At 72.7% G+C, this 15404-nt stretch carries 9 protein-coding genes; 6 read left to right on the top strand and 3 right to left on the bottom strand.

Going from position 1 to position 15404, the window contains the following annotated elements; genetic code table 11:
- Positions 1-31 precede the first annotated feature (31 nt).
- Entirely contained in the window at positions 32-1447 is a 1416-nt protein-coding gene (locus tag FFA01_RS04940) for a tyrosine-protein kinase domain-containing protein (RefSeq protein ID WP_167627291.1), read from the top strand.
- A 47-nt stretch (positions 1448-1494) separates the two neighbouring features.
- A complete protein-coding gene (locus tag FFA01_RS04935; RefSeq protein ID WP_146853583.1) occupies positions 1495-2112 on the top strand; it encodes a phosphoribosylanthranilate isomerase in 618 nt (205 codons plus the stop codon).
- A gap of 12 nt (positions 2113-2124) precedes the next feature.
- Here FFA01_RS04935 and FFA01_RS04930 read toward each other — a convergent pair whose 3' ends face one another.
- On the bottom strand, positions 2125-4314 hold the full coding sequence (locus FFA01_RS04930; protein ID WP_146853580.1) for an ATP-dependent Clp protease ATP-binding subunit: 2190 nt from the start codon (positions 4312-4314) through the stop codon (positions 2125-2127).
- A gap of 177 nt (positions 4315-4491) precedes the next feature.
- Here FFA01_RS04930 and FFA01_RS04925 point away from each other — a divergent pair, with 177 nt between their 5' ends.
- From FFA01_RS04925 to FFA01_RS04910, 4 genes are all read left to right on the top strand, one after another.
- Complete coding sequence (locus FFA01_RS04925) at positions 4492-8313, top strand: Ig-like domain-containing protein (RefSeq protein ID WP_146853578.1); 3822 nt, start codon at positions 4492-4494, stop codon at positions 8311-8313.
- A 50-nt stretch (positions 8314-8363) separates the two neighbouring features.
- Entirely contained in the window at positions 8364-8792 is a 429-nt protein-coding gene (locus tag FFA01_RS04920) for a DUF3060 domain-containing protein (RefSeq protein ID WP_167627290.1), read from the top strand.
- Positions 8793-8897: 105 nt separating this feature from the next.
- Positions 8898-12293 (top strand): Ig-like domain-containing protein, encoded by a 3396-nt coding sequence (locus tag FFA01_RS04915; RefSeq protein WP_146853574.1) that lies wholly within the window; start codon positions 8898-8900, stop codon positions 12291-12293.
- A 112-nt stretch (positions 12294-12405) separates the two neighbouring features.
- The gene (locus FFA01_RS04910; protein ID WP_146853572.1) at positions 12406-12867 is read left to right on the top strand and encodes a pilus assembly protein CpaE; all 462 of its coding nucleotides are present in this window, start codon (positions 12406-12408) and stop codon (positions 12865-12867) included.
- A gap of 64 nt (positions 12868-12931) precedes the next feature.
- Here the strand turns inward: FFA01_RS04910 and FFA01_RS04905 are convergent, their stop codons facing one another.
- Positions 12932-14053: a class I SAM-dependent methyltransferase gene (locus tag FFA01_RS04905; protein ID WP_371859170.1), complete on the bottom strand. Its 1122-nt coding sequence runs from the start codon at positions 14051-14053 to the stop codon at positions 12932-12934.
- Positions 14054-14093: 40 nt separating this feature from the next.
- Positions 14094-15320 carry a M28 family metallopeptidase gene (locus FFA01_RS04900; RefSeq protein WP_146853568.1) on the bottom strand — a complete coding sequence of 409 codons (1227 nt, stop codon included), beginning with the start codon at positions 15318-15320 and terminating at the stop codon, positions 14094-14096.
- Positions 15321-15404 lie beyond the last annotated feature (84 nt).

The following is a 15404-nucleotide window of genomic DNA, read 5'->3' as shown; positions in this document are numbered from 1 at the left end:
ATTCAACGTCCGGTCACTCGCAGGGAGCACCGTGAACCCACTCACCTTCACCACCGTCGCCAAGAAGAACTGGCCGCTGCTGCTCGCGTCCTTCGTCGTCGGCGCCCTGGGCGGGGCCGGCCTCGCCACGGTCCAGGCCCCGATGTTCACGTCATCGACGCAGGTCTACGTCTCCGTCGATCTCGCCGTGAGTCAGAGCGCGAACGATCTGCTGCAGGGCGGGAACGCCGCCGAGCAGCGCGTCCGTTCGTACCTCGACCTGGTCACCAAGTCGACGGTCCTCGACCCGGTCGCCGACGATCTCGGGCTCACCGCGGCCGATCTCCGTCGGCAGGTCTCGGCGTCGTCGCCCTCGCGCAGCGTGCTCATCGACATCTCGGCGACCGACCCCGATCCGGTCCTGGCCCGCGACATCGCCGATCGGGTGCGCGAGCGCTTCCGGGACGTCGTCGAGAACGAGATCGAGCGTCCGGCGGGCTCGGGGGACTCGTCGGTGACCCTGCTCGTGACCGAACCCGCCGAGATCCCTGAGACCCGATCGTCGCCCTCCCTGCGCACCAACGTCGTCATCGGCGCCATGCTCGGACTCCTGCTCGGGATCTCGCTCGCCGTGGCGCGCCTCCTGCTCGACACGCGCCTCCACGGGGTCTCCGACGTCGAATCGTCGTTCGCGCCGCCGGTCGTCGGCTCGGTGCCGTTCGTCAAGGGCACCTCCGAACGCCCGCTGATCGTGCGCCACATGCAGCACGGCCGGGCGGCCGAGGCGTTCCGCACGATCCGGGCCAATCTCCGGTTCATCGACCACGGCGTCGCGAACCGGGCCTTCGTCGTGAGCTCGGCGCAGCAGTCCGAGGGGAAGTCCACGACGGTGACCAACCTCGCGGTCGTGCTGTCCGAGACGGGAGCCCGCGTGGCGCTCGTCGACGGCGACCTCCGTCGCCCTCGGGTGGCCGACATCATGGGGCTCGAGGGCGCCGTCGGCCTGACCGACGTCCTGATCGGCCGGTTCGAGCTCGACGACGCGCTCCAGGAGTGGGGCACGCACGGGCTCGCCGTGCTGCCCGCGGGCAGCATCCCCCCGAACCCCAGCGAGCTCCTCGGCTCGTCGCAGATGCAGCTGCTGATCGAGACCCTGACCGCGCGCTACGACTACGTCCTGATCGACGCGCCTCCCGTGCTGCCCGTGGCCGACGCGACCCTGCTCGGCGCCGTCACCAACGGCATCCTCATGGTCGTCGCATCGAAGAGGTCCCGGCGCACGGACCTCGCGGCCGCCCTCCGCGCGTTCGACATCGCAGGCATCCGCTGTCTCGGCGTGGTCGTGACGATGACCCGCAGCAAGAAGAAGTCGACCGACGCCTACGGGTCGGGCTACTACCGCGAGGCGCCCGTCACGACAGGCGTCGGGGTGTCGGGAACCGCGGCGCTGGGCCTCGACGACGACTGACCGTCGACGGCGCACCTCGTCCAGCCGGGTTCGACAGACTGGTGGGCATGAGCATCTGGGTGAAGATCTGCGGACTGACGACCGTCGACGCCGTCGAGACCTCCGTCGCGGCCGGTGCCGACGCCGTCGGCTTCGTCCTCGCGCCGGGAAGCCCTCGGACCCTCGACGCCCCGAGCGCACGACGGCTCGCCGAACGCGTGCCGCCCACGGTCGAGACGGTCGGGGTGTTCCGGGGCCAGCCCCTCGGCGAGGTCCTCGACCTCGCCGTCCGGTCGGGTGTGCGGTCCGTCCAGCTGCACGGCGACGAGACGCCGTCGGACGTCGCGGCGGCCCGCGCGGCGGGGTTCCGCGTCATCCGAGCCGTCGACGCCGGCGCCTACGCCGCCGAGCCCGAGGAGGCGCGGGTCGCCTTCGCCGAGGACGCCCTGCTGATCGACGCGGCGGACCCCGGTGCCGGGGCGACGTTCGACGCCGCCCCGCTCCTCGCCGCTCCACCCCACCGACCGTGGATCCTGGCGGGCGGACTCGCCCCGGACAACGTCGAGCGCCTGGTCGGCGAACTCGGGCCCGTCGGGGTCGACGTGAGCTCGGGAGTCGAGTCCTCGCGCGGAGTGAAGGACCTCGGGCTCATCCGCGAATTCGTGGCCGCCGCCCGTCGGCTCTAGCAGCGCCGCTCCTCAGGGCAGGTCGTCGAGGATGGCGGCGTCGGGCTCGACGACGTCGTGGCGGACCACCGTCAGACCGTCGCCATCGGGAGCGACGTCGACGCGGACCGTGTCCCCGTCGACGATCTCGCCGCCGAGCAGCGCCATGGCCAGCTTGTCGTCGATCTGCCTCTGCATGAGCCGTCGCAGCGGCCGGGCCCCGTAGATCGGGTCGTGACCCCGCTCGGCCAGCCACGCGCGGGCGTCGGGAGTGACGGCGAGCGACAGCCGACGGTCGGTCAGGCGGCGGCCGAGTCGGTCGACGTAGAGCGAGACGATCTGGCCGAGGTCGTCGGCGGTGAGCGTGGAGAAGACGACGATGTCGTCGAGCCGGTTGACGAACTCGGGCTTGAAGGCCTGCCGCACGAGCCCCTGCACCAGCTCCTCCTTCTCGGGGTCGCTGAGGGCGGGGTCGGTGATCACCTGCGAACCGAGGTTGGAGGTGAGCACGAGGATGGTGTTGCGGAAGTCGACCGTGCGCCCCTGCCCGTCGGTCAGGCGACCGTCGTCGAGCACCTGCAGCAGCACATCGAAGACCTCGGGGTGCGCCTTCTCCACCTCGTCCATCAGGACCACGCTGTAGGGGCGCCGCCGCACGGCCTCGGTCAACTGTCCGCCGGCCTCGTAGCCGACGTACCCGGGAGGCGCGCCCACCAGGCGAGACACGCTGTGCTTCTCCCCGTACTCGCTCATGTCGATGCGGACGAGAGCTTTCTCGTCGTCGAACAGGAAGTCGGCGAGCGCCTTGGCGAGCTCGGTCTTGCCCACGCCCGTGGGCCCGAGGAACAGGAACGATCCGGTCGGACGATCGGGGTCGCTGATGCCCGCGCGCGTGCGTCGGACCGCCTCGCTGACGGCCGCGACGGCCGCCTTCTGACCGATGAGGCGCCTCCCGAGCTCGCTCTCGAGATGGAGCAGCTTCTCGGTCTCGCCGCTCAGCAGACGCCCGACGGGGATGCCGGTCCAGGCGGCGACGACCTCGGCGATGTCGCCGTCGGTCACGCTGTCGCTGACGAGCCGGTCGCCGGACTTCTCGAAGGACTCGGCGTCGGCGAGCCGCCTCTCGATGTCGGGGATCCGCTCGTAGCTGATCCGGGCGGCGTCCTCGTAGCGCCCCTCGCGCAGAGCGCGGTCGGCGTCGATGCGGGCCTCGTTCAGATCGCTGCGGAGCGTTCCGACTCCCTGCAGCGCCGCCTTCTCGGCCAGCCACCGCGCGTTGAGGTCGTCGTACGACGACTGCTGCTGGGCGATCTGGTCGCGCAGGGCGATCAGGCGCGCCTTCGAGGCCTCGTCCGTCTCCTTCTTCAGCGCCAGCTCCTCGATCTGGAGGCGGACCAGCCCTCGGTAGAGCTGATCGAGCTCGACGGGCGACGAGTCGATCTCCATCTTGAGACGCGAACCCGCCTCGTCGACGAGGTCGATGGCCTTGTCGGGCAGCTGCCGGCTGGGGATGTAGCGATTGGAGAGCGCGGCGGCGGCCACGAGCGCGCCGTCGGTGATCGTGACTCCGTGGTGCGCCTCGTAGCGCTCCTTGAGCCCTCGGAGGATCGCGATGGTGTCCTCGACGCTCGGCTCGCCGACGTAGACCTGCTGGAAGCGGCGCTCGAGCGCGGCGTCCTTCTCGATGTACTGGCGGTACTCGTCGAGGGTCGTGGCCCCGATGAGGCGCAGCTCACCGCGAGCGAGCATGGGCTTGAGCATGTTCGACGCGGCGACGGACCCCTCGCCGCCGCCGGCGCCCATCAGCGTGTGCAGCTCGTCGATGAAGGTGATGACCTGGCCGTCGCTCCGGGTGATCTCCTTGAGGACGTCTTTGAGGCGCTCCTCGAACTCGCCACGGTACTTGGCCCCGGCGACGAGGGCTGCGAGATCGAGGCTGATCAGCCTCTTGTCCTTGAGGCTGTCGGCCACGTCGCCGGCGACGATCCGCTGGGCGAGACCCTCGACGACGGCCGTCTTCCCGACGCCGGGCTCGCCGATCAGGACCGGGTTGTTCTTGGTGCGGCGGGTGAGCACCTGGCTGATCCGCCTGATCTCGGCGTCGCGTCCGATCACCGGGTCGAGCTGACCGCTCCGTGCGATCGCCGTGAGGTCGACGCCGTACTTCTCGAGCGCCGACTTCTGCTTCTGATCGGAAGCCGGAGCACCCTGCATGTTCGCCATGTCGAAGCCTTTCGCAGAACTTGAGTTGATCGGACTCAAGTTTACCCGGGGATCACCGTTTGGCAATGCGGGTAGAGCAGAACGAATGTCATTGATAACGTGGAATATCCGTGCAGACATCTGTCATTCGCACGCCCTGTCCGCCCGTCGCCTGCGCGACCTCCACGAAAGAACCTCATGACACATCGATCACGCCTCCGAGCGGCCATCGCCGCCGCGGTCGCGGCCGTGACCCTGCTCGGAGGGCTGGCCCTCCCCGCGGGGTCGGCCGCTGCGGCCGGGGCGACGGCCCGGTCGTTCACGACCCCGCTCGCGTTCTCGAACCCCTCCGGCGGGTTCATCTCCTACAAGGCCGGACCGAGCACCGGCTTCTGGAAGCAGCGCAGCTTCAGCGCCACCACGCACACCACCTACGCCGCGGCGGCGGCGGCCGCCGACTCGGTCGTCCTGCCCGACGCGGGTGGCGGCGCCGCCCAGGTGCGACTCGCCGGCGGCGACTGCCTGATGCCCTTCGGCGGCAGCGGGGGCGGCGCGACCCTGTCCGCCTCCCCGAAGTACTGCCTGGTCGCAGCGAACACCTGGTCGGTCACCACCGAGGGGCGGGTCGTGTTCAGCCTCCTGTCGAAGGCCATGGGGCCCACCCAGGCCGCCGACAAGGGCCAGTGGCCGTACACCGGGCTCCGCCCCCTGCTCCTGCCCGGCGGCGGGTACCCCCTGGCGGACCCCCGGTTCCGCGCCGAACCGCTCGTGGTCCGGGTGGACCGGGTCAACGACATCGCCCGCACCGCCGTCCTCGGCGGCACCGCGACCAAGGGCGCCGAGATCCGCGCGCAGGGTCGGCAGACGACCGCGAGCGCCGCCACCGGGGCGTGGTCCCTGACGGTGACCGGCCTCGCCGTCGGGACGAACCGGATTCCCGTGACGCAGCGCGTCGGCGGTGTCGACCAGGACACCGTGACGGCCGTCGTCACGGTCACCGACGGCGGGACCGTGGTCCCGGCACCGTCGGCTCGGGTCGACCTCGTGCGGGGCGGACGCAGCGACGTGCCGTTCATCGTGCAGAACCGGGCGACGCGCACGAGCATGACCGGTGTCGTCGAACTGACCGCGCCCGAGGGATCGACCTTCACCCCCGAGCAGACGACCGTCGCCGCCGAGACGAACCGGACGGGCGAGGGGGCGACGTGGACTCCCGACACCCGGCTCGATCTCACGAACGGCCGACCCGGCGACGACGGGCGGAGCCTCAGGTTCGACCTCGCCTCGAACGGAGGCACCCTGGCCGCGGACGAGTACTACCGCTACACGCTGTCCGTCGACACCCCCGCCTCTGCGGCGCCGGTCGCTTCGGAGATGTCGTACGTCTACCGGGGCGACAGCTCGGCGGGCGACTACCGAGCGGTCGGCAGCACGCCGACGCGCGTCGTCGGGGCGGCGACCATCGACACGACCGTCGGGGGCGCGGTCCCCGGCGGCACGACCGACTGGGGGCGCAGCGACGTGCGCGCCCCCGAGGTCCGCGGCCCGCTGACCCTGACGGCTCCGACGGGCAGCCGGCTCGCCGACGTGGAGGCGCGGCGCACCACCGACGACGCCCGACAGACGAACTACCGGATCGACTACTCCGCCGACCGACGGACGGCCACCATCGACGGTCCCGCCGACCTGACGGACGCCTTCTGGGGTGCCGACCATCAGTACGCGGCCTTCCGCCTGACACTCGACGACGACGTCCGCCCCGGGGACGTCCTCGACGGTGGGGCCGCCCTGGTCCGCAGCGCGTCCGGAGCGGCATCGGCCGAGGGCTCGTTCGACGTCAGGGTCGACGACTCCGCTCCGAGCCTGACGGCCGAGGTCGTGCTCGACGACGACGTCACCCGGCCGGCCACGATCTCCGGCGTCGGCGACGCCGACGGGACGGTGACCGTCCGCGAAGGGGACACCGTCCTGGGGCGGACCGCGGTCGTCGCCGGGACCTGGTCGATCACCCTGCCGTCCTCGATCGGTCACGGCGACCACACCTTCGTGGTCGAGCAGACCGTCGGCGACCGACCCTTCGGCCGGGCCGAGGCCCGGGTCGACCTGGGATCCGCCGTCGACGTCATCGAACCCGAGAACGGCAAGATCGTGCCGGGACTCACCACCGTGCGCGGCACGGGAGCGGCACGGGCGGAGATCACGGTCACCGCCGACGACGACGTCGCGACGGCGACGGTGGCGGACGACGGACGGTGGGAGGCACGGGTCGAGATCCGCCCCGGCCACACGGTCGTCCCCGTCACCGCCTCGCAGCACGCCCGTGGCGACCTCGTGACGACGGACGCGGCGCAGGTCGTGCCCGACGGCCCGCAGGAGCTGCGCGGCGTCGTCGTCACCGAACCGTCGTCGCACTTCTACACGCCCCTGGCGGACACGACCGTCCAGGGGACGGCGACGCCGTACGCGACGGTCGAGATCCGCGCCCAGTGGGGCGCCGTGCTGGCCACCGCCGTGGCCGACGTGAACGGGGACTGGGCCTTCGATCGGGCCTTCGGTCCGTCCGCGCGGTACGCGTTGACGGCCACCCAGAGCCTCGTCGACGGACGCGGTTCCACCTCTCCCGTGTTCGAGCTGTTCGCCGACGGCTCGTTCGTGCCGCTCGTCGTGACCAGCCACAGCGACGGGGGCACCTACGTCCCCGGCACCGTGACCTTCGCCGGGCGGGCCACGCAGGGCGCCTACATCGAGGCGCGCAACCAGTACGACCGCGTGCTCTTCTCGACCCGCGCCTCCCAGGTCGCCGGGGCGTGGACCGCGGAGACCATGCTCGGCCCCGTCGCCGCCTACGAGATCACGATCACCCAGAAGGCCCCCGACGGCACGACCGGGCGGATCACCCTCGAGCTCGTCCCCGAGCTGGACTTCGTCGACCTCGCGGTCACCAGCCACGTCGACGGGCAGACGTATCGCCCGGGCAGCGTCGCCTTCACCGGCACCGGCACGCCCACCGCCGCCGTCGTCGCGACGAACCAGTGGAGCCAGCCCATCGGCGAGGCGACCGTCGACGCCCAGGGCGAGTGGTCGTTCAGCCGCGAGCTCGGACCCAGCGCCGACTACGACGTCACCTTCACCCAGACGTTCCGAGACCGGAGCGACGTCGTGACGCTCGAGCTCCGGGCGCCGGTCTGGCGTCCGCTCGCCCTGACGAGCCCCGTCGAGGGCGACCGCTACGCACCGGGCGAGCCGAGCGAGTTCGTCGGCACGGCGACCCCGTACTCGACGGTCACGGCCACGACGGCGGCCGGCAACGTGCTGTTCTCGGTCGAGACCGACGTCGACGGCGTCTGGCGCAACACGCGCGCCTACGGCCCGGACAACGTCTACCGGATCGACATCGCACAGCAGGCCCGAGACGGACGGACCGACTCCCTCGACACCTTCGTCTGGGCCCCCGATCTGCCGTGGGCACCCCTCACCGTGACCAGCCACGTCGACGGCGAGACCTATCGGCCCCGTGAGCTCGAACTGCGCGGCACCGGTGCACCGGGCGCCGTCGTCGAGATCACGAACCAGTGGGGCACCGTGATGGGACGCCCGGTGGTCGACGCCGACGGCGCCTGGTCTCTGCGACGGGTCTTCGGCCCCGACGCCGACTACGCCCTCCGGCTCGTCATGACCCGGGACGATCAGACGGACGAGATCGGACGCTTCGAGCTGCGAGCCCCGGTCTGGACCGAGATCGAGCTCGTCGCCCCCGCCCCCGGGGAGGGCTACGGCGATGGCGAGGCCTTCACCATGACCGGTCGGGCGACCCCGTTCGCGATCGTCCGAGCCACGACGTCGCTCGGCGGGCAGCTGTTCGAGACGGCGGCGGACCGCGACGGCATCTGGTCGAACACGAGGTTCCACGGTCCGTCGTACGCGTACCTGATCGATCTCACCCAGGAGAGCGCCGCCGGGGTCACCGGCGACCACCCCCGGTTCCGCTTCGCGCCCGCCGACTTCCCGGCCGAACGGTGACGGATCCGGACGGGCTCATGCGACACACGACCACAGAGAGAGGAACCCCCATGAAGAAGAGCATCGCCCGCCCGCTGGGTCTCGCGACGGCCCTCGTGCTGGCTGCGGCCCTGAGCGGCTGCACGACCACGGACGACACCGAGGCGACCGGCTCGCCGAGCCCCTCCGTCGAGTCGGTCGAGGCGACCGAGACCGTCTACGACGAATGCGTCGACGGCGTCGCGACGATCCTCTCCGACGGACTCGACGGGCCCTTCGAGTTGGGCGACTGCCCGGCCGTGAGCATCGTCGGCGTCGAGGGTCGCATCACGCTCGGCGCGGTCGATCGGCTCGTCGTCGAAGGAGACCGCAACGCCATCGTCGTCGACCAGGTGACCCACGTCGCCTTCGGCGGCGCGGACAACACGGTCGAGCACCGCGGCGGAGAACCCGAGGTCGTCGACGACGGAGACGGGAACACCGTGACCGCCGTGGAGTGATCCCTCCGACGTCCTCCCCATCGGTGTCGCGCATTCTCAGAACATGTGTCATTAATAAGTCTCGTGAGAATCACTCCGACCGTCGATCAGAAAGACACCCCCTCCATGACACGACTCCCCACGGCGGCGAGCGCGATCGCTCTGACCGCGCTCCTGGTCGGCGGCGTGCTGACGCCATCGGCGCAGGCGGCGACGCCCACCCCGCTCCCCTTCGTCAGCGCACTCGCCTTCCGCACGACCGGCGGCGACTACATCGCCTATCGAGAGAGCCCCGAAGCGGATACGGCGGGTCGACACGCGTTCCGGGCCACGCGCCACGCCAACGCCGCCGACGCGCTCGCCACGGCCACCCGCGTGACCCTCCCCGACCCCGGCGCCTCGGCCGCACCGGTGAGCCTGCCGACCGGCGACGGCTGTCTGGCCCCGCTGCCGACCGAGTCGGAGCCCACCCTCATCGCCTCGCCCGAGGCCTGCACCGATCCGTCGGCGACCTGGCGGGTGACCCGCGACGGCCTGCTCCGCCAGAGCGACGACGGGGCGGTCAGGCTCGGCGGGGTCCAGGCGGCCGATCCGGCGGTCTGGCCAGGCACGGGCCTCCGGCCGTCCCTGGCCGGCGGCGGCGCACCTCTCGCCGATCAGCGGTTCGACCGTCGCTCGATCGACGCCCGGATCGCCCAGGTGAACGACATCGCCCGGACCGCCGTCGTGGTCGGCACGGCGACGCCCTACGCGGTGATCCGGATCGGCGGGATCACCGCCGACGTCCGCGGCAACGGCACGTTCCAGCTCACGGCGACCCGGCTCGCACCCGGGAGCAACTCCGTCCACGTCGAGCAGATCGTGGCCGGCGACCTCTTCGACGCCACCACCCTCGTCGCCGACGTCGTCGACGGCGGGCGCATCACCGCGGTCGCGGGCGACACCGTCGACCTCGAACGCGGCGGTGACACGGCGGTGCTGTTCGGCGTGGGCATCCGGGACGCCTTCGCCCGCCTGGAGGGGACGGCCGAGGTCACCGCGCCCGAGGGCACGCGCATCGCACCCGGGCAGCGGGTCCTGAGCGCCGATCGGCGCTCCGCCGGAGGGACCTGGGCGGCCGATCCGGGTCTCGACCTCACCGACGGGACCTTCTCGACGGACGGACGCCGCGCCTCCTTCGAGCTGTCGTGGAGCGACGACACCACCTCCCTCCCGCGTGGCGGCGAGGTGCGCTGGTCGGTCGCGGTGAGCACACCCGCGTCGGTGGGCTTCGGGGTCTCCGGCACGGGGACGCCGTCGGACTTCCGCGCCGTCGGCTCCACCCCGGTCACGATCACCGTGCCACCGCGCGAGGTGACCGCCGAGGTGACGGTCCCCCGCGAGCTCGGGCCGCGGGCGACCGTGTCCGGGGGCGGACACGACGGCGCCGCGATCGAGGTCAGCACCGAGGGACGGACCCTCGGCTCGACACGCGTCGTCGACGAGGCGTGGTCGCTCGAGATCGACCCGGCCATCGGACCCGGGCGACACGCGCTCGACGTGACGCAGAGCGTCGACGGCGCACCGGCCGGCGCCGCCCGCGTCGAGGTCGACCTCGGGGCCGCCGTCGACCTGCTGACACCCGCCACCGGGCAGGTGCCGCCCGGTCTCACGACGGTCTCCGGCACGGGCGCGGACGGCGCCGAGGTGACCGTGGCGACCGACGACACGACGGTGGTCGTGCCCGTGGCCGACGGCACCTGGTCGGCTGAGGTCGAGCTGGCCCCCGGCCACGCCGAGACGGCCGTCGTCGTGAGTCAGCGCGCTCGCGGCGACGTGCGCTCCTCCGACGAGGTGCGGGTCGTCCCCGACGCCCGGCAGGAGATCGCCCCCGTGGCCATCGGCGGGCCCGCCGACGGGTGGTACCGCGAGAACGTCGTCACCTCCCTGTCGGGCTCGGCGACGCCCTACGCCCGCGTCGTCGTCCGCAACCAGTGGGGCAACGAGGCGGGCCGCGCCTCGGCCGACGCCCTGGGCCGCTGGTCGATCGATCGCACCTGGGGGCCGACCGCCGTCTACCGTCTGACGGCGACGCAGACGCTGGTCGACGGGCGCGGCTCCGTCTCCGCGGAGTTCACGCTCCTCCCGCTCGGGTCGTTCCGCCCCCTCGCGGTCACCAGCCACGCCGCGCGCGACACGTACGTGCCCGGCACGACGATCTTCAGAGGACGTGCGACACCCGGCGCCTGGGTGACGGCGACCAACCAGTGGGACCGTCGCCTGTTCGCGACCCGTGCCTCGCAGACCACCGGCGACTGGAGCGCCCCGGCCGAGCTCGGTCCCGTCGCCGACTACACGGTGCGCGTCGCCCAGACGGCGCCGGACGGCCAACCGGACCAGATCAGGATCGCGCTCAGCCCGGTCATCGGCTGGGTTCCGACGACGGTCACCAGCCACATCGACGGCGGCGAGTACGTGCCCGGGCCGGTCACCCTCGAAGGCGCAGGCACCCCGCGGGCCTCGATCGTCATCACCAACCAGTGGGGAGGGTCGATGGGCCGCACCACCGTGGGATCCGACGGACGCTGGTCCGTGCGACGCGACATGGGTCCCCGGGCCGACTACGCCCTGACCGTGACGCAGACCCGAGGCGGAGACGGCGACACGATCCGGCTCGGACTGCGCGCACCCGCCTGGCGGCAGCTGCAGCTGATCAGCCCGGAGGTCGGCGATCGCTACCGACCGTACGAGCCGACCGAGTTCCGCGGCGTCGCCACACCGCACACGGAGGTCGTGGCCACCACCGATCTGGGCGCCGAGCTGTTCCGCACCCGGGTGACGGCCGACGGCAGCTGGTCCACCGTCCGCGCATACGGTCCGGTCCGCACCTACGCCATCACCCTCACGCAGGCCGCGACGACCGGCCAGGGCGACGACGTCCGCTTCGTCTGGGCACCCGACATCCCGCTGGCCCCGATCGAGGTGACCACGCACCGTGACGGCGACACCTACCGCCCGGGCCCGCTGGTCCTCGGGGGCACGGCCACGGCGGGGGCGAACATCACCGTCACGAACCAGTGGGGCGGCGCGATGGGCACCGCCGAGGTCGGGGTCGACGGCCGCTGGGCGGTGCAGCGCGACTACGGACCGCGGAGCGACTACGCGCTGACGATCGTGCAGGAGCGCGCCGGCGAGACGGATCGGACGACCCTGACGCTCAAGGCCCCGGTCTGGCGCGGCCTCGAGATCGTCTCCCCCGCGCCCGGGGAGGGCTACGACCGAGACGCCGACACGACGTTCTCCGGGCGGGCGACGCCGTTCGCGACCATCGAGGTCGTGACGACCTCGGGCACCCGCATCGCGACGCCCGTCGCCGACGCGGACGGCGACTGGACCTTCAGCCGCCGGTTCGGGCCCGAGCACGTCTACTCGCTCGAGTTCACCCAGAAGGCCGCCGGCTTCGACGCCGAGACCCTGCCCGTGTTCCGGTTCGGGCCCGCCGAGGCCGTCGGGCATCCCAGGGCGTCGACCGACGAGCGCTGACGACACGAGCGCCGAGGCCGCTCGGGGCGACGCCGTCCGCACGGAGTCGCCCCGAGCAGGCCACGGTCCGAGGACGGGTGCCCTCTCACGCCGGGAGGCGCAGACTGGCCCGATGCTCGACGTGACCCTGGCCCGCCGGCTCCACGACGCCGGCCTCCGCTGGCATCCGACCACCGGCGATCGCTTCGTCATCGACCGCGGGGAGTTCGTCGGCGACGTCTTCACCATCAGCGAGATGACCATCGAGGCCCACGAGCATCCCACGGGGACGGTGCTCGGCTTCAACGGCACGACCGAATGGGCACTCGACTCGGTCTCGGCCGACCAGTCGCTGTGGCTGCCCCGCGAAGACCAGCTGCGCGGCCTCCTCGCACGGTCGTTCCGCTCGCTCAGCCGGGAGGTCGACACCCGCGACGCGGCCGTTCGCGGCGGCGAGCAGGAAGCCGGGTCGCCCCGGTACGAGGTGCGTGTCGTGTTCGGCGAGCACGACGAGCGCGTCTTCGTCGCCGCGGATGCCGAGGACGCCTACGCCAGGGCCCTCCTCGCTTACATCGACGCCTCTCTCGCGCTCTGACCGGCACCCTCCGACCGGCGCGCTCCGACCTTCGGTGGGCCTCCGGGCGGGCCCGCGGCAGGACTCAGCGGCGGGTCGAGACCGTCACGGTGAACTTGGGCGTGCGCGACACCTGCCGGGTCGGTCCGACGGTCCGCTCGAGGACCGAGCGGTAGCCGAGGTGCGAGTTCCACACGCACCAGAGCTCGCCGCCTGGCGCGAGGAGCCGCGCCGAGGCGTCGAAGAGCTTGTGCGCGATGCCGGCGTGCACCGTCGCCCCGACGTGGAACGGCGGGTTGAGCATGACCAGGTCGGCGGAGCCCGCACCCAGCGAGGCGCCGGCGTCGTCGCGCCGCACCTCCACCCGGTCCCCCACGCCGTTCGCGGCGGCGGTCGCCTCGGCCGACGAGACCGCCGCCCATGACTGGTCCGTCGCGACGACCGACCAGTCGGGATGCCCGAGAGCCCACGATGTCGCGAGGACGCCGGTGCCGCAGCCGAGGTCGACGGCGAGGAGCCCCGGGCGGGCCGCGGGCGCCTGTGCGCCGTCGAGCGCGGCGAGCAGCGCCCTGGTGCCGATGTCGACGGAGGCCCCGGCGAACGCCGCACCGTGGGCGACGACGAGCAGCTCACCGTGACGGGCGGTGCGCGGCCAGGTGGGCGCGCCTCCTCGGATCGGGCCCGTCGCGGTGAGCACCCGCGACTTCTGCCGCGCCAGGCCCGCCCGCACGGCGGTGAAGCGGCGACCCAGCACGTCGTTCATGGCCGTGCTCATGTGCTTGACGCGACCGCCCGCGAACACCTCCACGTCGGGGTGGGCATGCGCGGCGATCAGCTCGGCGGTCTCGTCGAGGGCGTCGAGCCCGCGCGGCAGCTGCAGCAGCACGACCCGCGCCCCGGCCACGAGCGCGGAGTCGAGGGCGTGCGTCTCGACCACGGCCGTCGACCCCAGGCGCTCCGCGTTCGCGGCGAGCGCGAGCTCGCCCGACCGGCCGTCCTGGTGGACCCGCAGCGGATGGTCGCCGACCAGCGCGGCCGCGCCGAGCGTCAGCGCTCCGTAGCGGTCGCCGATGATCGAGACCCGCGTCGGGTGGGCGACCAGCGCCTCCTCGGCGGTGTCGAGCAGGAGGCGGTCGGTGGCGTCGTGCGCGACCAGCTCGGGCGCCTCGACGTCGGGCCATCGGCGGAGCCGGTCGAAGTCGATCACCCGCACACGCTACCGGTGACGGCCCACCGGCATCGTCCCGTCAGAGGATCCCGGGAGGCGCGACCCGCGTCGGGCGCGGCAGGGTCGCCACGAGGTGCTCGGCGAGAGGCACCGTCCACGCGATGTTGGCGGCGATGCCGAGGTTCGGCTCGTCGTCGGGCTGGTGCAGCCGGTGGAGGTCGTTGAAGGTCAGGAACGCGCTGGGCACGCCGGCCCGGTGGAACGAGGCGTCGTCGGTCCCGACGGTCGGCGGGAACCGCGTCACCAGCTCGAGGTCGGGCCGCGTCCCGGCGGCGTACGCCATCAGGGCGTCGCGGAACGCGGTCGAGAAGGCCTCGGGGCCGGCGAACGCCTCGACGAACGAGCCGCGGCCCAGCCCGTCGATGTTCAGCACGTAGTCGATCGCCTCGAGGTCGGCAGCCGACGCCGCGTCGAGGTGGTGGCGGGAACCGCCGAGATGCCACTCCTCGGCGGTGAAGAAGACGAGCCGGACCGGGACGGCGGGGGCCTTCGCCGCCCAGCGTTCGGCGAGCTCGAGCAGGGCGATCGTGCCGCTGCCGTTGTCGTAGGCGCCGACGGTGTTGAAGAACGTGTCGTAGTGGGCGCAGAGCAGGACCGTGCCGCGGGCGGGGTCGGAGCCGCCGTCGGCCGCGGCGAGGTCGACGATCAGGTTGTCGCTCACGGCCGCGTCGACGGGCCCGCTGTCGACCTCCGCCTCGACGACGACGGGCCTCCCGTCGTCCAGCCACTCGGTCAGCTGCAGACCGTCGAGTCGTCCGATGGCCAGGTGCGCCACGTCGAGGTCGGAACCGGCCGGCAGGGGTTGAGGAGCCGCGGGTCCGCCGTCGCGCGCGTGCAGGTAGGCCACCGGCCGGCCGGCGTCGTCGCGGACGACGAACTTGCGCCAGACCATGGAGTCGCCCCAGAGGCCCTGCGGTCCGACCGACTCGACCGTCCCCCGCACGGCGCCGTCCGTCGACCCGCTCCAGAGCATCGGCCAGGCCGGCAGCTCGCGCTCGATCGGGGACCGGACGACGAGCCGGTGCACGGTCCCGGGCTGCCAGCCGGGCAGCGCGACCGACTGCCGGTCGACGGACAGTCCGACCGCGGTCAGGCGCCCCTCCAGCCAGTCCGCGGCGGCGGCGATGCCCGGCGTCCCGTGGAACCTCGGTCCGTGCTGCACGAGCGCGACGAGGTCGTCGTACGCGCGGGCGACGTCGGGGTCGGTGTCGGGAGCGGAGGCCGAGGAGGCGCGGGTCGAGGTCATGGGGTTCCTTGCGAGAGAGGGTCGGGTGCCCGGTCGCGGGCATCGGGCGGACGAGCGCGCCCGGGAGAGCGCGCGGCGGCGGGG

Origin of the sequence: Frigoribacterium faeni (assembly GCF_007988805.1) — a bacterium.
GTDB lineage: Bacteria > Actinomycetota > Actinomycetes > Actinomycetales > Microbacteriaceae > Frigoribacterium > Frigoribacterium faeni.
This window is presented reverse-complemented; position numbering and strand designations above follow the sequence as displayed.

Bases quoted from the DNA above. Each gene is read 5' to 3' on its own strand.
- FFA01_RS04935 (WP_146853583.1), top strand. From the start codon at position 1,495: ATGAGCATCTGGGTGAAGATCTGCGGACTGACGACCGTCGACGCCGTC.
- FFA01_RS04930 (WP_146853580.1), bottom strand. From the start codon at position 4,314: ATGGCGAACATGCAGGGTGCTCCGGCTTCCGATCAGAAGCAGAAGTCG.
- FFA01_RS04925 (WP_146853578.1), top strand. From the start codon at position 4,492: ATGACACATCGATCACGCCTCCGAGCGGCCATCGCCGCCGCGGTCGCG.
- FFA01_RS04920 (WP_167627290.1), top strand. From the start codon at position 8,364: ATGAAGAAGAGCATCGCCCGCCCGCTGGGTCTCGCGACGGCCCTCGTG.
- FFA01_RS04915 (WP_146853574.1), top strand. From the start codon at position 8,898: ATGACACGACTCCCCACGGCGGCGAGCGCGATCGCTCTGACCGCGCTC.
- FFA01_RS04910 (WP_146853572.1), top strand. From the start codon at position 12,406: ATGCTCGACGTGACCCTGGCCCGCCGGCTCCACGACGCCGGCCTCCGC.
- FFA01_RS04900 (WP_146853568.1), bottom strand. From the start codon at position 15,320: ATGACCTCGACCCGCGCCTCCTCGGCCTCCGCTCCCGACACCGACCCC.